This window comes from Bdellovibrio sp. SKB1291214, from assembly GCF_002209355.2.
In the GTDB taxonomy this organism is placed as follows: Bacteria; Bdellovibrionota; Bdellovibrionia; order Bdellovibrionales; family Bdellovibrionaceae; genus Bdellovibrio.
This window is the reverse complement of sequence record NZ_CP106855.1, coordinates 2,806,495-2,826,061: the sequence shown is the minus strand read 5'-3', so window position 1 is coordinate 2,826,061 and position 19,567 is coordinate 2,806,495. Positions and strand designations below refer to the sequence as shown.

General features: G+C 44.7%; 23 protein-coding genes. 19 read left to right on the top strand and 4 right to left on the bottom strand.

The window, feature by feature from the left end:
- Positions 1–76: 76 nt before the first annotated feature.
- Positions 77–610: a tyrosine-type recombinase/integrase gene (locus B9G69_RS14000; protein ID WP_088614639.1), complete on the top strand. Its 534-nt coding sequence runs from the start codon at positions 77–79 to the stop codon at positions 608–610.
- Positions 611–837: 227 nt separating this feature from the next.
- On the opposite strand, the gene B9G69_RS13995 is transcribed toward B9G69_RS14000, so the two are convergent.
- Positions 838–1,170, bottom strand: coding sequence for a hypothetical protein (locus tag B9G69_RS13995; RefSeq protein ID WP_088614638.1), 333 nt, complete (start codon positions 1,168–1,170; stop codon positions 838–840).
- A gap of 261 nt (positions 1,171–1,431) precedes the next feature.
- On the opposite strand from B9G69_RS13995, the gene B9G69_RS13990 reads away from it, so the two are divergent.
- The 14 genes from B9G69_RS13990 (at position 1,432) to B9G69_RS13925 (ending at position 12,748) form a co-directional block, all read left to right on the top strand.
- Positions 1,432–1,989, top strand: a complete 558-nt coding sequence (locus B9G69_RS13990) for a TIGR02466 family protein (protein WP_254916782.1) — start codon at positions 1,432–1,434, stop codon at positions 1,987–1,989.
- 1 nt (position 1,990) lies between these two features.
- Positions 1,991–2,734: an ABC transporter ATP-binding protein gene (locus B9G69_RS13985; RefSeq protein ID WP_088614636.1), complete on the top strand. Its 744-nt coding sequence runs from the start codon at positions 1,991–1,993 to the stop codon at positions 2,732–2,734.
- Entirely contained in the window at positions 2,731–3,483 is a 753-nt protein-coding gene (locus B9G69_RS13980; RefSeq protein WP_088614635.1) for an ABC transporter permease, read from the top strand. Before B9G69_RS13985 ends, B9G69_RS13980 begins: the two co-directional genes overlap by 4 nt.
- Positions 3,480–4,427 carry an ABC transporter substrate-binding protein gene (locus tag B9G69_RS13975; protein ID WP_088614634.1) on the top strand — a complete coding sequence of 316 codons (948 nt, stop codon included), beginning with the start codon at positions 3,480–3,482 and terminating at the stop codon, positions 4,425–4,427. Before B9G69_RS13980 ends, B9G69_RS13975 begins: the two co-directional genes overlap by 4 nt.
- A gap of 108 nt (positions 4,428–4,535) precedes the next feature.
- Positions 4,536–5,090, top strand: coding sequence for a YceD family protein (locus B9G69_RS13970; protein WP_088614633.1), 555 nt, complete (start codon positions 4,536–4,538; stop codon positions 5,088–5,090).
- A 77-nt stretch (positions 5,091–5,167) separates the two neighbouring features.
- Positions 5,168–5,353 carry a 50S ribosomal protein L32 gene (gene rpmF, locus B9G69_RS13965; RefSeq protein WP_088614632.1) on the top strand — a complete coding sequence of 62 codons (186 nt, stop codon included), beginning with the start codon at positions 5,168–5,170 and terminating at the stop codon, positions 5,351–5,353.
- Positions 5,354–5,377: 24 nt separating this feature from the next.
- Positions 5,378–6,373: a beta-ketoacyl-ACP synthase III gene (locus B9G69_RS13960; protein WP_088614631.1), complete on the top strand. Its 996-nt coding sequence runs from the start codon at positions 5,378–5,380 to the stop codon at positions 6,371–6,373.
- A 5-nt stretch (positions 6,374–6,378) separates the two neighbouring features.
- Positions 6,379–7,353 carry an ACP S-malonyltransferase gene (gene fabD / locus B9G69_RS13955; RefSeq protein ID WP_088614630.1) on the top strand — a complete coding sequence of 325 codons (975 nt, stop codon included), beginning with the start codon at positions 6,379–6,381 and terminating at the stop codon, positions 7,351–7,353.
- Positions 7,354–7,476: 123 nt separating this feature from the next.
- The gene (gene fabG / locus B9G69_RS13950; RefSeq protein ID WP_088614629.1) at positions 7,477–8,226 is read left to right on the top strand and encodes a 3-oxoacyl-[acyl-carrier-protein] reductase; all 750 of its coding nucleotides are present in this window, start codon (positions 7,477–7,479) and stop codon (positions 8,224–8,226) included.
- Between the two features lie 153 nt (positions 8,227–8,379).
- Positions 8,380–8,616, top strand: a complete 237-nt coding sequence (gene acpP, locus B9G69_RS13945; RefSeq protein ID WP_088614628.1) for an acyl carrier protein — start codon at positions 8,380–8,382, stop codon at positions 8,614–8,616.
- 5 nt (positions 8,617–8,621) lie between these two features.
- Entirely contained in the window at positions 8,622–9,893 is a 1,272-nt protein-coding gene (gene fabF / locus B9G69_RS13940) for a beta-ketoacyl-ACP synthase II (protein ID WP_088614627.1), read from the top strand.
- Positions 9,894–9,949: 56 nt separating this feature from the next.
- Positions 9,950–10,426, top strand: coding sequence for an RpiB/LacA/LacB family sugar-phosphate isomerase (locus tag B9G69_RS13935; RefSeq protein ID WP_088614626.1), 477 nt, complete (start codon positions 9,950–9,952; stop codon positions 10,424–10,426).
- Positions 10,427–10,589: 163 nt separating this feature from the next.
- Positions 10,590–11,837 carry a serine hydroxymethyltransferase gene (glyA, locus tag B9G69_RS13930; protein WP_088614625.1) on the top strand — a complete coding sequence of 416 codons (1,248 nt, stop codon included), beginning with the start codon at positions 10,590–10,592 and terminating at the stop codon, positions 11,835–11,837.
- A 338-nt stretch (positions 11,838–12,175) separates the two neighbouring features.
- Positions 12,176–12,748, top strand: coding sequence for a M23 family metallopeptidase (locus tag B9G69_RS13925; protein ID WP_088614624.1), 573 nt, complete (start codon positions 12,176–12,178; stop codon positions 12,746–12,748).
- A 128-nt stretch (positions 12,749–12,876) separates the two neighbouring features.
- On the opposite strand, the gene B9G69_RS13920 is transcribed toward B9G69_RS13925, so the two are convergent.
- Positions 12,877–13,857 (bottom strand): hypothetical protein, encoded by a 981-nt coding sequence (locus tag B9G69_RS13920; RefSeq protein ID WP_088614623.1) that lies wholly within the window; start codon positions 13,855–13,857, stop codon positions 12,877–12,879.
- 441 nt (positions 13,858–14,298) lie between these two features.
- On the opposite strand from B9G69_RS13920, the gene B9G69_RS13915 reads away from it, so the two are divergent.
- Positions 14,299–14,583 carry a hypothetical protein gene (locus tag B9G69_RS13915; RefSeq protein WP_088614622.1) on the top strand — a complete coding sequence of 95 codons (285 nt, stop codon included), beginning with the start codon at positions 14,299–14,301 and terminating at the stop codon, positions 14,581–14,583.
- Between the two features lie 162 nt (positions 14,584–14,745).
- The gene (locus B9G69_RS13910) at positions 14,746–15,915 is read left to right on the top strand and encodes a patatin-like phospholipase family protein (protein WP_265437796.1); all 1,170 of its coding nucleotides are present in this window, start codon (positions 14,746–14,748) and stop codon (positions 15,913–15,915) included.
- Positions 15,916–15,923: 8 nt separating this feature from the next.
- Here B9G69_RS13910 and B9G69_RS13905 read toward each other — a convergent pair whose 3' ends face one another.
- Positions 15,924–17,792, bottom strand: a complete 1,869-nt coding sequence (locus B9G69_RS13905; protein ID WP_265437795.1) for a potassium transporter Kup — start codon at positions 17,790–17,792, stop codon at positions 15,924–15,926.
- 208 nt (positions 17,793–18,000) lie between these two features.
- Here B9G69_RS13905 and B9G69_RS13900 point away from each other — a divergent pair, with 208 nt between their 5' ends.
- Complete coding sequence (locus tag B9G69_RS13900) at positions 18,001–18,174, top strand: hypothetical protein (protein ID WP_176400912.1); 174 nt, start codon at positions 18,001–18,003, stop codon at positions 18,172–18,174.
- On the opposite strand, the gene B9G69_RS13895 is transcribed toward B9G69_RS13900, so the two are convergent.
- Positions 18,155–18,730: an NADPH-dependent FMN reductase gene (locus tag B9G69_RS13895; protein ID WP_088614620.1), complete on the bottom strand. Its 576-nt coding sequence runs from the start codon at positions 18,728–18,730 to the stop codon at positions 18,155–18,157. The genes B9G69_RS13900 and B9G69_RS13895 overlap by 20 nt on opposite strands.
- Positions 18,731–18,807: 77 nt before the next feature.
- Here B9G69_RS13895 and B9G69_RS13890 point away from each other — a divergent pair, with 77 nt between their 5' ends.
- Complete coding sequence (locus tag B9G69_RS13890) at positions 18,808–19,497, top strand: PilZ domain-containing protein (RefSeq protein WP_088614619.1); 690 nt, start codon at positions 18,808–18,810, stop codon at positions 19,495–19,497.
- Positions 19,498–19,567: the final 70 nt, after the last annotated feature.

Below are 19,567 nucleotides of genomic sequence, written 5' to 3'. Positions count from 1 at the left end.
ACCCATCACCACTTTGAATGCAATGCGTTATGAGATATGGGTTGCCAGACCCCATTTAACTTTTGAATGATAAATCATGGCTGCGGCACCTAGATATCAACTCAATAAAAACAAATATCTCCTCGAACCCGAGGTCGAGCGTTTGCGAAAAATTCTCACGGATTTTGAACTTAAAGATCCGCGCAATTGTTTGATGTTTTGGGTGGGTTTAAAGACCGGTGCTCGGGCTCAGGAAATTCTTAATATTCAAAGGTCAGATTTAAACCCCTATGATGAAAGCATCTTTATCCGGGGTTTAAAGAACTCAAATGACCGCGAAATCCCGATTCATTCAGCTATTTTCGAACGACTTCATAGATTCGCGGAACAGCAGGGTGGTCACCAAGTTTTTCCAATCACCTATCCCCGACTTTATCAAATCTGGGAAATGTATCGCCCGGTCCCTAAAAAGTTCCACTCTTTAAGGCATACTTTTGCGATTGAACTGTATCGAAAAACCAAGGATTTGCGCCTGGTACAAGTCGCATTGGGACACAGAAACATCGCAAATACGATGGTCTATGCGGATTACGTTTACTCTCAACAAGAGCTTCGTAAGCTTATTCTCTAATTTTAAGACATCAATCCCACGACAGTTTGTTACTCGTAGATCGCCGTTTCGACTTCAAAGCGACGCTTCGCAAGCCAGGATCGGGTGCCTGATATCTTTCAGAGTCTAAGACAGCATTGAAATAAAAAAGCGCTGGTCGGGGGAAACCAGCGCTTTAAGGAGTGCACATTTTAGGGGGTTGGGGAATTGAGTTTTAATTATTCCGACCATGTCGGATTTAAGCCAGCTTATTGATCCATCGAACGGATTTCATTCGCCAAACGATCGAATGAAGCGTCTTTAGTCGGCTTAGCCATGCGTTTTTCTTTTTCAAAACGCATGAAGTCCTTATTCGTTGGTGAATTGTATGAAGTGCCTGTCGCCTCCACGACCACGATTTTCTCGCGAGGTTGAGCTTTAGCAACGACTTCACGTGTTTCGTGAAGATTATCGCGAACCGATTCATGAAGCTCTCTTTGTGCAGCAGCGTTTTCAGAAATCATTGAACCGAAATCAGCTACTTTTGCGAAAGACGTCATTGGAATCAAAGTCATTAGTGCGATCATTACTTGCTTCTTCATAATTCACTCCTTAGTGATACCATTCCTTATTGCATCGAGGGTGCCAGGACGTGCCAGCTTAAATTCGATCTGGTGGCGACCAGTGACCTTCCGCGCCTGGCTGTCGTCAAAGAAATAAACAGGGCAGCTTGCAAGGAGGGAGTTTTCAGCCTAAAGTCCCAATATTAGACAGGAATTCCGTCTCAGAATTGGACAAGTTTTATGATTAAAACGCTCTTCCCTACATTTGTTTATTATTCGCCCCTCCAAGAAAAGGCCCAGATGGCCCGTTTAAACAAAGACCTTAAAATGGAAGCCTATAAAATCGCGGAAATTGATGAAGAGGGGCAAGCTTGGTCTCAGAAAAACTATAAAGGTGGATACACATCTTATGGTTCCATGGCTCAACTTCATCAGTTCTCAAGCACCTTTGCTGATCTTGAAAAAGCCATCAATAAACATGTTTCTAAATTCGTAAAACATTTGGAAATGGATATTAATCCCAAAGAACTTAAAATGAGTTCGTGCTGGGTGAATATCATGCCGACATCCGTGATTCACACCATGCACCTCCACCCTCTTTCAGTTATTAGCGGGACTTATTATTTACAAACGCCGAAAAATTGTTCCGCGATTAAGTTTGAAGATCCACGCATGGATTCCTTTATGGCATCGCCTCCACGTAAACACGACGCCAAGGTTCACAACCAACGCTATCATTCCATTGAACCCCAAGAAGGCAATCTGGTGCTGTTTGAAAGCTGGCTTCGCCACGAAGTACCGGCAAACAATTCAGACAAAGAACGCATCAGCATCAGTTTTAACTACGACTGGATATAGAATGCCACCGTTTGCTGGGATTCAACTGAACAACTTAAAGAAAAACTTTGGGACACGAGAAGTTCTGCAAAGTTTCAATCTGCAAATCCCTGCAGGCTCCTTTCTGTCGTTGGTCGGGCCTTCGGGTTGCGGAAAGTCAACAGTCTTACGATTGATTGCGAACTTGGAAAAACCCACCTCTGGTGAAGTTCAAAACAGCCAAGCGAATCATTTCGGATTTGTTTTTCAAGAGGCGAACCTGTTGCCCTGGAACACAGTTTTTGAAAATGTGTCTTTACCCTTTCAGATCAGTCCAGAACTTAAAGGAACTTCAAAAAAAGAAATCAAATTTCGCGCCTTAGAAGCTTTAAACAAAGTAGGCCTTCAAGAAAGTGCAAACCTATTCCCCCATCAATTATCAGGCGGAATGAAGATGCGCGTTTCCATCGCCCGAGCCTTAGTGACCAAGCCCCAATTACTTTTGATGGATGAACCCTTTGCGGCTTTAGATGAATTCACACGCTATCAAATGCAAGTCCAACTGCGTGAACTATGGCGGCAAGAAGGTCTGACTGTTTTATTCGTCACTCACTCGTTATCCGAAGCGGTCTTTATGTCAGAAAGAGTGGTCTTGATGAAGCAATCTGGTGGCGGAATTGTCTTAGATCAGAAATTGAACCTGCCACAACAACGCCAAGATGAATTAAGAACTTCCTCGGAGTTCAACCAAATTATAAAAACATTGTCTGAGGGACTTCAGCGATGAAACGAATTGCACCAGCCCTTGGCTTTTTCCTTTTAGTTACCGGTGTTTTACAAGTTTTAGTGAAGCAAAATATAATTCCTGAAACTTTGATTCCATCGCCCCAAACAATCGTTGAAACGTTAATTGAGTTAAAAACTGATTATGTTACATCGTTTTTCCAGACTTTACAGAATACTTTGATTGGCTGGGTTTTTAGTATTTTGATGGGAACCACCCTTGCGGTGATGTTTTCGTTATCAAGCCTTTTAAAACGCGCTGTCTTGCCATTTGCGGTGTTTTTCCAAACAGTCCCGATCATCGCAGTGGCTCCACTTTTAGTGATTTATTTCGGCTTCGGAGCTCCCACCGTGATAGCTTCAAGTTTCATTGTGTCTATCTTTCCCATCATCGCAAATACTTTGATGGGACTTGAAAGCGTCAGCCAGCAACAACTGGACCTCTTTAAGATCTATCACGCAAGCTCATGGCACATTTTATGGAAGTTAAAGCTCCCCTCTGCCTATTCGTATATTTATTCTGGCCTTAAAATTTCGGCCGGTCTTTCTATTATTGGATCGATCGCTGGGGAGTTTGTCGCCGGTGGTGGACTTGGTGCGATGATTGATGCGGCCCGAACTCAACAACGTGTTGATATCGTCTTTGGGGCCTTGATTCTTTTATCTGTGATGGGTTTGATAATGATAGGAACGCTGGCAATAAGTCATCGCTTCTTGCAAAGTCGCCGTCCATATTCTACAGGAGACCTATGAAATCAGTTTTAATCACAGCCATGTTCTTTGTATGCTCGTTAGGTTTCGCGGCTGAACCAGTCAACAAGCCCGCAGTCTCTGTGTCACTCGCGCTCAACTGGAAGCCAGAACCCGAGTTCGGTGGTTTTTATGAAGCCGCTTTCAGCGGGACGTACTTAAAACACGGTATCAATATCGATATTCAAGAAGGCGGTTCAGGCACTCCCACGGTACAAATGCTTGCCAATGGAAAAGTTGATTTCGCCATCGTCAGTGCAGATGAAATTATCATCTCTCAAGATCGCAATCCTAAAAATAAAGTGGTGGCACTGTTTGCAGTCTATCAAACAGCTCCGTATATTATAATGTCCCACGCTGAAAGCGACTTTAAGACGGTCAAAGACGTTTTTGCGAATGAAACTACGTTGGCGGTTCAGGCAGGACTTCCTTATTACCAATACTTGGTAAAAAAGTTTGGCAAACCTAAAGCGAATGTCGTTCCTTATGTAGGCGGTGTCGCTAGTTTCTTGAATGATAAGAAGTTTTCCCAGCAGGGATTTATTACGACGGAACCTTTGGCAGCAGAAAAAGGCGGCGCCAAAGTTAAAAACTTCCTCATTGCTGACGAGGGATTTAATCCTTATGTCGTTGTTGTCGCCGCTCGCGAGGAAATGGTCAAAAAGAACCCAGAACTTGTTAGTAAGATGATCGAGGCCACGCGCGCAGGTTGGGAAAATTATCTTAAAGACCCTACTCGTGCGAACAAAGGCATGGCTAAAATGAACAGAGCTCTGGATTTTGAAACATTCCAGAAGGCAGCTCAGATTCAAAAGCCTTTAATTGAGGTCAAAGGGCAAGTTTTAGGCTCGATGACCGCAGAGCGCTGGGAAACTCTGGTAAAACAGATGAAAGAGCTTAAGCAGATTAAGTCCACACCGGCTGCCAAAGACTTGTTCAGACCGTAAAAGGACTCCACTTTGCCCATTCCGTTCTTGACCAAGCGCCCCATGTATTTTAGAAAGGAGCGCTTGTCGGAGTATTTTACTTACACTCCGAATTCGCCGGAGTAGTTTATGAAAATCAATCTTGCTGGAATTCCTGAAGATGGCGTTACCTACGTTTGGACTCGCCAAACAGGTGAAGCCAATGCCGTTTTGGCCGATTTAATTGATAAAGAAGCCTATACTGCAGAGTTCACAATACGCCCGTTGAACTCCAAAGACTTTGATATGACTGGTAAAATCGTTACCAAAGAACCTTGCCAGTGTTCTCGCTGCGGCAATGACATTAAATTGCCGATCAATGCGAAATTCCATGAAATCCTGATCCCTAAACAAGATCAGCCCCGTGGCGGCAAATATTCTAAAGTAAACCACGTCAGCGATATTCCAGAAGGCGAAATGGATTTCTGTGAATATGAGGACCAAAGCTTCGATATGGCTGAATACCTACACGAAGTGATTGCCCTGGCGACTCCGTTTAATCCGGTTTGCCCTAAAGAAGACAATCCGGAGTGCTCAATTTACACAAATCCTGAGCCAGAACACGGCTTTATCTACAACGAGGAAATGCCTGTAGAAAAGCCAGAGAGTCCTTTTGCGGCTTTAAAGAATTTAAAGCTTAATTAAAGACTTGATTTTTATCGTACATTATATAAATTACCGTACTTCTGATTCCATATTGTTAGATTTAAAAGAGGTTTGAAATGCCAACTCCTAAGAAAAAAACATCCCGTTCAAAACGCGATATGCGCCGCTCTCATGACGGTTTGTCTGCTCCAGCTGTAGCTTTGAACAAAAAAACTGGCGAACTAGTTCGTCCACACCGCGCAACTAAAGGTGCTGACGGCGCTTTGTACTACAAAGGCAAACAAATCAGCGCAGCTAAGTAATAACTTAGGGTTAGGTTGACATCCATGGCAGGAATGTATCGATCTCGTGTAGCAGGGATTGGCTCTTATCTACCTGAAAAGATTCTTTCAAATTTCGATTTGGAGAAGATGGTAGAGACGTCCGATCAATGGATCGTTGAACGTACAGGGATCGAACGCCGCCATATCGCAGCCGAAGGTGAAGGCACATCTGATCTTTGCCTTCGTGCCGCTGAAAAAGCTCTCGCAGACGCGAATCTTACAGCTCAAGACATTGATATGATCATCGTCGGTACTGTTACTGGTGACCGTCAGATGCCTTCCACAGCTTGTTACGTACAAAGTAAACTGGGTTGTCGCAATATCGTGGCTTTTGACCTGAATGCTGCTTGTTCTGGCTTCCTTTATTCTGTTTCTATTGCTGATCAATTTATTCGTACAGGTATGTACAAAAACGTTCTAGTTCTAGGAGCTGAGGTTTTGTCTCGCTTCGTGAACTTTAAAGATCGTGAAACATGCATCCTTTTCGGTGACGGTGCAGGCGCATGGGTTCTTCAGCGCGCACAAGAGGGCGACAAAAATGTGATCGCCTCTTCTCACCTTCACGCGGATGGTGATTTGGCTGAGCTTCTAACACTTCCGGGTGGTGGCAGCTTGATGCCTCAATCTCAATATGTTCTAGATAACAATTTGCACTACGTTTCTATGAAAGGTCGCGAGATCTTTAAGAACGCAGTTCGCACAATGGCCCTTTGCTGTAAAGAAGCGTTGGAAGCGAATGAAATGTCTCCTGATAAGGTGGACTGGATCGTTCCTCACCAAGCTAACAAACGCATTGTTGAAGCCGTTGCTGATCAATTTAAGTTCCCCATGGAGCGCGTGATCCTTTACCTTCACGAAACAGGTAACACATCTTCCGCTTCAATCCCGTTGGCCTTTGACTGGGCCGTTCAAAATGGAAAAATCAAACGTGGTCAAACGATCTTGCTTACTGCATTCGGTGCAGGCTTGACGTCTGGTTCCGTTCTATTGAGGTACTAAAAATTATGTTCACTCTGGTATTTCCCGGACAAGGCAGCCAACAACCTGGCATGGGCCGTTTTTTATTCGATAACTTCAAAATCGCTCAAGAAATCTTTGAAGAAGGTTCTGAAGCCCTTAAACAAGACATGAAAAAGCTGTGCTTTGAAGGCACAGAAGCTGATCTTGCTTTGACAGAAAATACTCAACCAGCATTGTTGTTAGTTTCAACGGCCACTCAAAAAGTTTTACGCTCTGAATTTGGAGTGAAAGTTCAGTCCGCTGCCGGCCACTCTATCGGTGAATACGCCGCATTGGTTGCAGCGGATGTGATCCGTTTTGATCAAGCGATGCAAGCCGTTCGCACACGCGGACAAGCAATGCAATCTGCAGTTCCGGTGGGTCAAGGTGGAATGGTTGCGGTGCTGGGTCTTGAACCTGACCAAGTTGAAACACTTTGCCAGTGGACAGTTAAAAATTCTGGTTTTGGTCCACTATCTCCTGCGAACTTCAATTCTCCAGGGCAAATCGTAATTTCTGGTTCTATGAAGGCTATCAACTGGTTGAAAGACAATTTTAAACCAGATGCTATCTGGGCCGAGGCTCCAAAACGCGCAAAACTAATTCCTCTGGTAGTATCTGCTCCTTTCCATTGCGAAATGATGAAGCCCGCAGAAGACACCATGCGTTTGGTTTTGACCGCGATGGAATTTAAAACTGCGGCCTTCCCTATCGTTCAAAACTTCCACGCGAAATTTGAAACCGAGGGCGCGGCTCTTCGTGAAAATCTGATCCGTCAAGTTTCAGCACCTGTTCGCTGGATGCAAAGCATGGACACTTTAAAAGCATCTGGACACTCTCAAGTTATTGAATGTGGCGCTGGAAAAGTTATCCAAGGGTTACTAAAGAAAATTGATGGCGAATTCTTTAAAGTAATGACCACAACTAGCATGGAAGATCTCAAAACTATTGAGGATTTTTTGAAAGCTACGAGTCATTGAAATTTCTTGAGCTTTACTATGAGTTCGGCCAGAGTGGACACGCATAAAAATCGATGAGCTTTTGCCCTAGTTTTTATTGCATACATTCTGGTTCACCAGAGTAGCGAACTTAAGGAAAGATTGATGAGCGGAAATTCACTTCAAGGTAAGAAAATCGTAGTTACTGGCGGCAGTCGTGGTATCGGTGCCTCTATCGTTAAACTTCTTGCTGACGAGGGTGCTCAAGTCGCTTTCACATTCTCTTCTCGTGAAGAAGCTGCACAACAAGTTGCTCACACCCTTAAAGGTGAAGGTCACTTCTATATCAAGATGGACGTTGCAAACGAACAATCTGTGAATGAAGCGGTCGAGCACATTCTTGAAAAATGGTCTGATGTTGATGGCGTTGTTAACAATGCAGGTATCACTAAAGACCAATTGTTGCTGCGTATGAAAGCAGAAGATTTTGATTCTGTTGTCTCTACGAATTTGCGCGGAACTTTCTTGGTTACGAAGGCTTTCACTAAATCCATGATGAAAGCTCGCAAGGGTTCCATCGTAAATATCACTTCTGTTATCGGCCAAACTGGAAATGCAGGACAAGCGAACTATGCCGCTTCTAAAGCTGGTACAGTTGCTTTTGCTAAATCCGTGGCATTGGAACTTGCTTCCCGTAACGTGCGCGTGAATAACGTGGCTCCTGGTTACATCGCGACCGAGATGACAGACGTATTACCAGAAGAAGTAAAAGCAAAGATTTTAGAAAAAGTTCCTTTGAATAAAATTGGCGAAGGCACTGACGTTGCTCAGGCTGTAAGATTCTTGTTGAGTGATGAATCAAAATACATCACTGGGCAGACTCTCAGCGTGAACGGCGGAATGTTTATGGAATAACTCGCCTTTGGCGAGATGGAATAACTCGCCTCTGGCGAGATTGAGTAAGCCCACCTTTGGTGGGACTTGAATAAAGGCCTACGGGCAAATTTTTGAATTAGTTTTTTTGAATTGAAGTTAAAAAATAAGTTGGAATGACCTTAGGAGGATTAAATGGCATTGCATCCAAAAGTTAAAGACATCATCGTAGAACAACTTGGCGTAGATCCAGAGAAAGTTAAGCCAGAAGCTTCTTTCATCGACGATCTTGGTGCAGACAGCTTGGATATCGTTGAGCTAGTAATGGCTATGGAAGAAGAATTCGATCTTGAAATCCCAGACGAAGACGCTGAAAAGCTTAAGACTGTTCAAGACGTTGCTTCTTACCTAGAAAAAAAAGGTAAAGCGTAGTCTTTATGTCATCCCGATTTGAACGTCCATCCATCACACAAAGAAGAGTTGTTGTAACTGGCGTTGGTGCAGTCACTCCCCTCGGTAATACTATCGAGGAGAGCTGGTCTAATGCTAAAAAAGGTGTATCTGGCATCGCCCCGATCACTAAATTTGATACAACAGGTTTCGATGTGACTTTTGCCGGTGAAGTGAAAGGCTTTAATGCTGATCAATACATCGAGAAAAAAGAGCAAAAGAAAATGGATGAGTTCATTCACTATTCAATCGCCGCTTCAAAAATGGCGATTGAAATGGCGAAATTGGAACTTTCTGAAAAAGAGAAAGCGACAACGGGAGTTATCATTGGTGTAGGTATCGGCGGGCTTCAAAACCTTGAAGAGACCTCCATCAAGATGAAAGAAAAAGGACCTGGACGTGTCAGTCCATTCTTTATCCCGTCCGTGATCACGAACTTGGCTGCAGGTCAGGTATCAATCGCCTTGGGACTTAAAGGTCCAAATTATTCTGTTACATCGGCTTGCGCTTCAGGTGTTCACTCGATCGGAGATGCGGTTCGCTACATCCGTGACGGTGTTGCTGATGTTATGCTTGCTGGTGGTGCAGAAGCTACTATTTGCCGTTTGGCTGTGGGCGGTTTCGCTGCGATGAGAGCGCTTTCTACTCGCAACGATGCTCCTGAAAAAGCCAGCCGTCCTTGGGATAAAGACCGTGATGGTTTTGTCTTAGGTGAAGGTGCCGCGATTTTGTGTATCGAATCTTTGGAACACGCTGAAAAACGTGGTGCTAAAATTCTTTGCGAAATCACTGGCTACGGTGTTTCTTCAGATGCTTACCACATGACTTCTCCGGCTCCAGAAGGTGCTGGCGGTTATGCGGCAATGGCGATGGCGCTTAAAGACTCCGGTCTTAAAGCAACAGACATCCAATACATCAATGCACATGGAACTTCTACTCCAGTGGGTGATGGTTTGGAAACAGCTGCGATCAAACATCTTTTGGGTGAACACGCCAAAAACGTGATGGTATCCAGCACAAAATCTATGACAGGCCACGCGTTGGGTGCAGCTGGTGCGATTGAATCTGCTTTCTGTGTGATGGCGATTCGCGATCAGATTGCTCCACCAACTTTAAACTTGGAAAATCCAAGCGAAGATTGTGACCTGGACTATGTACCTCACAAAGCACGTGAGGCGAAGATCGACAACGTCCTTAACAACAGTTTTGGATTCGGCGGAACAAACGCTTGTATGATCTTCTCTAAATTTAATAACTAATTAAAAGCCTTGGGAAACCAGGGCTTTTTACTTTGTACGACTTCAAGGGATTTATCATGATTATTTATATTGGCTGCGACCATGCAGGTTTGGATTTAAAACTTAAGGTGATGTCTGCATTTCCAAATTTTGAATGGAAAGATCAAGGCACTTTCACGGGTGATTCTGTCGACTATCCTGATTATGCCGACAAGGTTTGCAAAGAACTGACAAAGGTCGAAATCCTCAATCAAAAATCAGGAATCACCGATCCCACATTCGGTCCTGCGATGGGTATTTTGATCTGTGGATCAGGGCAAGGCATGGCGATTCGTGCGAACAAATATCAACACATGCGTGCGGCTCTTTGTTGGAATGAAGACATCGCAAAACTTTCCCGCGAACATAATAATGCGAATATTTTAGTTTTAAGTGCCCGCTTCACTTCCCCAGATCTTGCGATAAAAATGGTGAAAGAGTTCTTCGCAACAAAATTCGAAGGCGGCAGACACCAACGTCGCGTTGACAAATTGGCCGCCGACACTGGTTGTTGAGACTTTTAAATTCACCCTGTTCACGAGATACTTTACGCATAACAGTTTTTCGCAATATTAATTTTTACAAGGCACGAGGCGGAAGGTGTACTCCTGTGCGCCGGCAACGAGTAACGTAGCTAAAAATTGATATTCCGGAAAACCTTCTATCGGAGCTTTATCTATGAATTCGACATCTATGACATTGAACCAAGTTGATCCCGAAGTTTTTGGAGTGATTCAGAAAGAATCTGAACGCCAACAATATGGTCTAGAGATGATCGCTTCGGAAAACTACACGTCTAAAGCTGTGATGGAAGCTCAAGGTTCTATCCTAACGAACAAGTATGCTGAGGGTTACCCAGGCAAACGTTACTACGGTGGTTGCGTGAACGTAGACACGGTTGAGTCCCTTGCGATCGAGCGCGCAAAAAAACTATTCAACATGAACTACGCAAACGTTCAGCCGCACTCTGGCTCTCAAGCGAATATGGGTGTTTACTTGGCGGCTTGTAAAGCTGGCGACACAATCCTGGGTATGGATTTGTCTCACGGTGGTCACTTGACTCACGGGTCTCCAGTGAATTTCTCTGGGATGCTTTTCAAAGCAGCTTCTTACAAATTGGATCCAGAAACGGGGCGTATCAATTACGATACAATCCGTGCCGTTGCCAAAGAAACAAAACCAAAATTGATCATCGCGGGTTACTCGGCCTACCCGCGTGTTTTGGATTTTGCTAAATTTAAAGAGATCGCAGTTGAAGTGGGTGCAGACCTTTTGGTTGATATGGCTCACTTTGCAGGTTTGGTTGCTACGGGCCACCACCCGTCTCCGGCGGAATACGCTGATTATGTAACGACGACGACACACAAAACTTTGCGCGGTCCTCGTGGTGGTATGATTCTGACGAACTCCGAAGAAAAAGCAAAGATCATGAACTCTCGCATCTTCCCTGGTATTCAAGGTGGTCCATTGGAGCACGTGATTGCTGGTAAAGCTGTCGCGTTTGGCGAAGCTTTGAAACCTGAATTCAAAGACTACAGCGGAAAAGTTATTCAAAATGCGAAAACATTGTCTGAGGAACTTTTGTCTCAAGGCTTTAAGCTAGTAACTGGCGGTACAGACAATCACTTGATGTTGATTGATTTATCAGACCGCGAGATCACTGGTAAAGTCGCAGAAATTGCGTTGGATGAGGCTGGTATCACTGTGAATAAAAACACAGTGCCGAATGAAAAGCGTTCTCCATTCGTAACAAGCGGTATTCGTATTGGAACACCTGCTTTGACGACTCGTGGAATGGGCACTTCAGAAATGAAGAAGATCGGTCAATGGATTGCGCAAGTGTTGAACAACGCTGATAACGCTGATTTGAAAAACAAAGTTCACAATGAAGTAAAAGAAATGTGTAAGTCATTTCCAATCTACTAATTAAGTTTTACGAAATTTGATTTTGAGAATCTTGAAGGCGTTCCACATGGGACGCCTTCTTTTTTTTGGGATTTTCCCTCTGAAAACTTAGAAAATGCCCGATGGGATTTTGCAGAAATTTGGATTTCTTGAACACGATTTAATCATCATCTTGAGACAAAACTCACACGACGTAAGTCTTGATAATCTACTCTAAAACTGTCACTGACTTTTCGACCTATCCTAATGAAATGATTGAAAAATAGGCATTTAACATTTGGTAATTTTGCGTCATTTTTTATGCCAGTTTTGGGCAAAAAATCCTTTGGATACGAGGTCTTGTACGTTATAGTCGAACCATGACACCAGGATGGAAACAACTTGTTAACTTTGCAGGATGCATAATCACAGTAGGAACTTTAGGTTCCTGCACGACTTTTCACACGCCACTTTCCCGTGAAGTCTTAAATGGCTCTCCGTCTCGCGGAACAGCTTCTGATCAGCCCATGACGGTGATGTCCGAGGATGACAAACACTTTGATTGGCCGGTTGACAGTGCTCGCATGACTCGTGGCTTTTTACCTAATAAACGCAGACCCCATTTGGGAATTGATCTGGCTGCTCCTAAAGGAACGCCGATATTGGCTGCCCAGGGCGGTACAATCATTTACGCAGGTCGTGAGTTTAAAGGATACGGAAAAATGGTTCTAATCGAGTCTGGCGACGGCTGGGCAACATTGTATGCCCACTTCGACAAGATCTTGGTTTCTGAAGGCCAAAAGGTTCGCAAAGGCGAAGTCATTGGCGCCATGGGACGCACAGGACGCGCAACCGGAGTTCATTTGCACTTTGAAATCCGTAAAAACCGCGGACCGATCGATCCTCTTCCGCTTCTTCCAGACACAGCGGCCACTTCAACAGCTCAACTTTAAAACTTTAAAGGCTCCCGCAAGAGCCTTTTTTTATATGTGATGGGTGAAGGAAAAGGTACCTGGAACCAAATAAAAAAAGGCAGTCCTTTTCAGGAGCTGCCTTTTTAATTTCAACTGTATCGCTAAGATTAGAATACGTTGATTGTAGCAGACATACCGACGTTCGTAGTGTCAGCTTGTACATATTCAGGAGCGAATTGGAAATTCGGGTACAAGTAAATGTCACGAGTAACCGCGATACCAACACCTACTGATTGCGTCCACATGTTGTGGTAGAACGTGTCGCCAGAGTCGTTACGGTAGTGATCGAAGTTTGCTGGACGGAATACTGTTCTGAACGAGTATCTGTCGTTGAATGCGTATTCGATGAATGGATACAAACCGATGGAGTAATCTGAACGACCCATCTCAGTGTTTGAAGCTGTGTCAGAAGCAAGTGCGCCGTCGCTGAACGCTGTGTAAGCGATAGTTACTGCGAAACCTGGTTGCCAGTTTGAGTTCGGGATTTCACCTAGGATTGTGTAATCAACAGAACCTGTACCGATATACCCCGCGTCTGTATAGCTTGGGTTCGTTTCATAAGAACCTGTCGCGCCGATAGATTGTTGCAAATTCCAAGCACGGAATGAACGGCCCCAAGAAACGTAAGGAGCAGAAGCAGCTGCTTTTCTTGCGCCATTTTGGTTTGTTGACTCTTCGTATGTGTTTTGGAATGGAGTTTTAACAGTCACACCAGTACCCAAGCGAAGTTGATCACGAGAAGTCAAACGAAGCGCTACAGCGATATCTGCAGACATGCTTGTCGAAGTATCTTGAGTGGAAACACCCGCATAATTCGGACGTTTCGCGCTGAATGGAGTCTCAAGGTTACCACCATTGTAATTCAATGATGTTGAGATAGACCATTTAGATTTAGAACCAGATTCAGCACGCATTTTTGCGTTTGTGATTTCTTGATCCAAGTCACCTGGAACTGTCTCGTCCTTTTTTTGAACGTCAGTTACTTTAACTGAACTTGTGTTTGCTGTTTGTTTCTCTTCAGCATGAGCAGATACTGCTGCAACCAAAGAACCTGCCAAAATCAGTGATGAAATGATTTGTTTTTTCACTGGTTTGAATCCCCTTTTGTCGAATCGTTGTTAATCGTAAATACTTTTAAATAAACTCTAATGATTGGTTCCAGCTCACTCAGTTGGCTGTCGTTTCGCATTCACTTGCCTTCACCTAAAACTTTCAAAGTGGTCCCAAAATGGAGCCAATTTGAACATAAGCAATGAAAGTGCCAGGACTTCAGTCCTATTTCAACACCAAATTCTGACAATAATCTAATATTTCCGCGAACAAGAGGCGACGCAGCCTAAAAATTGAGCAGGTTCGATTTCGCAATTGGTTTCCAAGTGATGTTCATTTTGGCTCCAGCAGCGCGATATAAAATGTTCACGCGATGCGTGTGCTGACCCGAATTCCAAAAATCGGCGGGTGCCTTTTTTGCAATGCTACATGTTGTGAAGGGGGCCCGGGCCTTGGATAATTTTTTGAAGGGGGAATTTATGGCGAATCTCGAGCTCTACAAGGAGACGGAGTTTTTGCATGATGTGGGCGTGAACTTAAACGCTGCACTCTTCATCATTGATCGTTTGATTGAAGAAATTAAAGGCGAAGAAGGACGTCTGGAAACCGACTCCGAAACAGAAAAGCTGTTTCATCACTTGGCGACTTATTTAAACAAAGTCGACCGCACCGTAAAAAGTCGTCGCACCCATTTATCAGAGATACTGGAAGCAGAAAGAAGAGCCGAGCAGCAGGCGTATCAAAACTCCCGCGCTTCACATTAAATCAGACCTTGGAAAAAAAGAAGGGCGCCGTTGGCGCCCTTAGCGAAGTTAAATAGCTCTTTCACTAGAGCGAATAGAAAAATAAATCTCTATTCTAACTTCGTCTTCGTACCCAGTTTCTCAAGATTTGTTGCTGCCAACAAGTCCAAAAGGAGTCCTGAAATGATGTCGAACTTAGGCCTGGTTTTATCAGGTGGAGGCGCCCGAGGCGCTTATCAAGTCGGCGTATTAACAGCTGTGGCTGAGATATGTAGAGAACTCTCAATCGACAATCCCTTTGGCGTGTTCACAGGAGTCAGTGCGGGGGCTATTAATGCTTGTGCTCTCACATCTCACCCCGGTTGTTTTCATGAGGCATGCGATAGTCTGCGTGATATCTGGGGAGCCCTTAGCAGTGATGATGTCTTTGAATCAGATCCTTTGTCTGTGACGGGCGTGGCTTTGCATTGGTTGATGGATTTATCAAGTGGTGGCTTGAAGCGAACGCCAGGAAAGTCATTACTAAACACCTCCCCTTTACGAAATCTTATTTCTAAAAATTGTCGCTTTGAAAATATTCAAAAAAAAATCAACGAGGGAATAATTCGCGGCGTGGGAATCTCAGCGCTGGATTTTCACTCGTCTTCAACAGTCACCTTTATCCAAGGTGCGGAGGACATAGAGTTATGGGAAAGAGTACGAAGACAAGCAGTGAGATCTCAAATCAACGTCGATCACGTCATGGCATCGTCGGCCATCCCGGTTTTATTCCCAGCGATTGCAGTGGATTCCAGATACTACGGGGATGGGTCGATTCGGAACTTCAGCCCGTGCGCTCCCGCGATTTACATGGGAGCCGAGCGACTGCTTGCCATCGGTGTCAGACGCCAACAGGAGGCTTGCTATACGTCTCCCGAGGTTGCGCCTGCGGAAGCGCCGAGTGTAGCACGTGTTGCGAGTGTTCTGCTCCACGCCCTGATGAGCGATGGAATCGAATTTGATATCGAACGAATTGAAAGAATTAATTTAGCGATTTCAAAGATTCATCATGCCGAAAGAAAAAAGCTGACCGTGAAGCCGATCGACGTCTTATGGATCTCCCCGTCTCGTGACTTTTCTGAAATCGCAGCACAACATGCCCACGAGCTGCCCCGAATGATTCGCTATCTGTTACGAGGTCTGGGAGGTCTGGAGGAATCTGCGGAGCTTTCAAGCTTTCTTTTATTTGAAGAAAACTATGTGCAGACCTTATTGGAAATAGGTTACGAAGATGGTCGCGATGCAAAGCAAGAGTTGATACAACTTTTAACGGGAAAAAAACTTCCCGACACCATCGCGACTTCGCACATGTGAAGAATTGTCTAGATCTCTACTTGGATACCGACTTCGATCACCTGATTCGGAGGAATGCGGAAGAACGCCGTGGGACGTTGGGCATTCTTAGACATCACCGCAAACAATCGCTCACGCCAGTGAGACATTTGAGGTTCGTCTTTCCGTGGAGCACCTTTGGTTGCAATAATGGTCTCACGTCCCAATACGAACGTTGTTTCATTCACGTTAAAATTGATGTCTTTATTGCGACAAGCTTCCAAAATATGCTTCATCTTTGGCGTTTCCATAAAGCCGTAATAAGCTAAGATGCGATAAAAATTTGGAACAATCTCTTGAATCGAAATATTGTCTTTCTTAGACACAAACGGAACCTCGCGCGTTTGGATCGTTAAGATCGCCACACGCTGATGCAGGACTTTATTGTGCTTTAGATTATGCAGCAAGGGCGCAGGCACCCCCCAAGGATCCCCTGACATGTAAATGGCAGTTCCTGGAACGCGAATCGGCGGTTCACGCAAAAGCTTCAACATAAAGTCTTCTGTGGGCATGGAACGCTCTTTCAAACGGCGGAACAAGACCTGGCGGCCTTTTTGCCATGTTGTCATCAACAGATAGATCACAGCGCCAATCACCAACGGAACCCAACCGCCGTGTGGGATTTTATGGAAATTCGCCGCAAAGAAAGCCATGTCGATGATAAAGAACACCCCGAAAATCCCGGCAGCCTTAAAGAAACTCCAATTCCACTTTTGACGAGCTACTTCGTAGGCAAGAATTGTCGTGATAACCATGGTTCCAGTCACAGCAATCCCGTACGCCGCCGCCAAATTACTGGATGTTTTAAATGTCAGAACCAACCACACAACACCCACGAACAAGGACCAATTGATCGCAGGAATATAAATCTGACCGATCTCTTGTGAAGATGTGTGAACGATATTAATACGAGGACAGAAGCCCAGCTGAATCGCCTGTCGAGTGATGGAGAAAACTCCAGAGATCAATGCTTGAGACGCAATGACTGCAGCTGTCGTACTTAAGCAGACCATAGGTATCACGGCCCATTTCGGTGCCAACATATAAAACGGATTTGAAATCGCATCCGAGTTTGTCAAAAGCAAAGCGCCCTGACCGAAGTAATTCAAAATCAACGCGGGTAATGCGACAAAAAACCAGGCCATACGAATCGGCGTTTTTCCGAAGTGCCCCATATCCGCATACAAAGCTTCACCACCGGTCACAACAAGGACCACGGAACCTAGAACCAGAAAACCATGAACTCCATTTCTGAAGAAAAACTCCAGAGCGTGATGTGGCCATAACGCTTCCAAGATGGAAGGGTTACTAATAAGACCATTCACTCCTAGAACTCCCAAAGTTGTAAACCACAACAACAGGATCGGACCAAAAATGACCCCGATTCGGCCCGTACCGTACCTTTGCATTAAGAATAAGGCATTGATGATGAAGATGGTGATGGGGATAATGTACGGGTCGAACTGATTCGTGACGATTTTGAGACCTTCCATCGCCGACAAAACCGAGATTGCCGGGGTGATAACACCATCCCCGTAAAGAAGAGCCGCACCAAACAACCCTAGAATCGTCATCACCCAACGACGATGCGTAATATCTTTCGTATGTTGACTGCGCACCGCCAGCGCCATCAAGGATAAGATTCCGCCTTCGCCTTTATTATCCGCACGCATAACGTACGCCATGTACTTTACACAGATTGTAGAGATCATCGTCCATACGATCAGAGACAGGATGCCGATCACATTTTCTGGTGAAACCGCCAGGCCGTACTCTCCACCGAAACATTCACGAAGGGCGTACAGGGGACTTGTTCCGATATCACCAAACACGATGCCCAACGCGGCCAAAGATAGCATCGCTAAATTGGTGTTTTTATGACCATGGTCTTGGTGTTCGATATCGCAACTCCCGTTTGATTTTGAATAAGCTTCCTAAGTGTAGGGAATCTCAGTGCTCTTGTCAGCAGCTGGACCAATAGTCATAACGCAGCACTTCACATTACCGCTTCGTCAGTTGCGTAGAGTTTTACGAAGAGGTGAAAATAAGGATTCAGGGAGTAAACTTATGTTTCGATCTGACCTTAAAAGTTCTGTTCTTCGCACCATTAGCCACTCAAAGTGGGCTTTGGCAGCACTTATTCTTGTGGGATTGGTCTATTTTGAATCTCGTCTGACAGAGAAAAGCGTGGCTGACAACCGCCAGCCCGCTTCCGTGACGACTACTTCTTTGACGCAATAAGAGAGTTCGCGTCGAGTTTAAATGCAGAAAGTGCTGAAACAAAATTGCGGAAGCCCGTGATTTGTTTCACTAACAACTTTTTGATCATTTCATCCTGTGGCTCCCCTTGGTCATCTAAGACCTTTGGAGCATTCGTGATGAAAATGCGCTCTGGAAAGATAAATGCATTTCTATAACCAAAGATCTGCTGAAGGTGCTCTACCGGACGAAGTCCTCCGAACATCCATCCCAAGCCGATAAAACATACGGGCCGATATTCAAAAGTTTCTGGAAATTTCATGTGGTCGATAAAGTACTTCAGCGCTCCCGGCATCGATCCATTGTACTCAGGACAGATCACGATCAAACCCTCAGAAGCAACCAACTTATCCAGATACGGCTGTAAGCCTGAGTGCTCTTTTCCGTAGTGAGGACCTGTGTGAAGGTGCGCCTTCACGTCTTTGAGGTCGATAATTTCAACAGCCTCACCCTGCTCTTTATAGAGTCTTTGCACGTACTCTGCGAGCTTCAATGTTTTAGAATCAGGACGGTCAGTGCCTGCGATAATGTACTTCATTCGTAAATCTCCTAGACAAAGTGATATACCTTTCGCTGTAATAAAGGCAATACAGTTTTCAGAAGGGTGTCTTCGCAATGTCGAAAATTTGGTTTATCTTGAATGAAGGTCAAGTGACAGGTCCATTTGAACCAGACGAAGTGGAATCGCAGATAGCATCTTTCAAAGAGCCTTCTATCTGGGGACGCGGCCAAGGCGAGTGGGAAACACCGGCGAAATGGCGTGCGAAAATCAAGGACCTTCCAGCCGTTGCGCCGGCTGGAGATCAAAGCAAAGTTTGGATGACTCGCATTGAAGGCAAAATCAACAAAGATCCTTTGAAGTATTCAGACATGATCGCTTTCCTAAAAAAAATGACGGATCTTTCACAAGTGTATATCTCTTCAGACACCGGAAAAACTTGGAAGGAAGTTTACGCCCTTCAACAAGTGGTTGACGACTTAGGTATTAGTCGCAGATCTCATCCGCGAGTACCCATCGTGGGAACTTTGGAATTTGAACCGAACGAAACCTCGGCCCCTATAAAATGCCGAGTGATCTCGATCAGTGAGGGTGGCCTGGGAATCAATGATGCCGAAGCTTTGCAAATTGGTCAGAAGTTTTTTGCGACATTAACAAGCCCCAATTTGTATCAAACCATCACCACCTCTTGTGAAGTGGTTTACATGGGAAATGATGGCTATGCCGGACTTCGATTCGTAGGATTACCAGAGGAATTTAAATCTTCAGTGATCGAGTACGTTCGCAAATTTGCGACGATCTCCTAGAATTCGCCCCACTAAACATTCTTGTGCTTAAGTCTAGTTTCAATTTGGATCTACCTTAGCCTTTTGACAA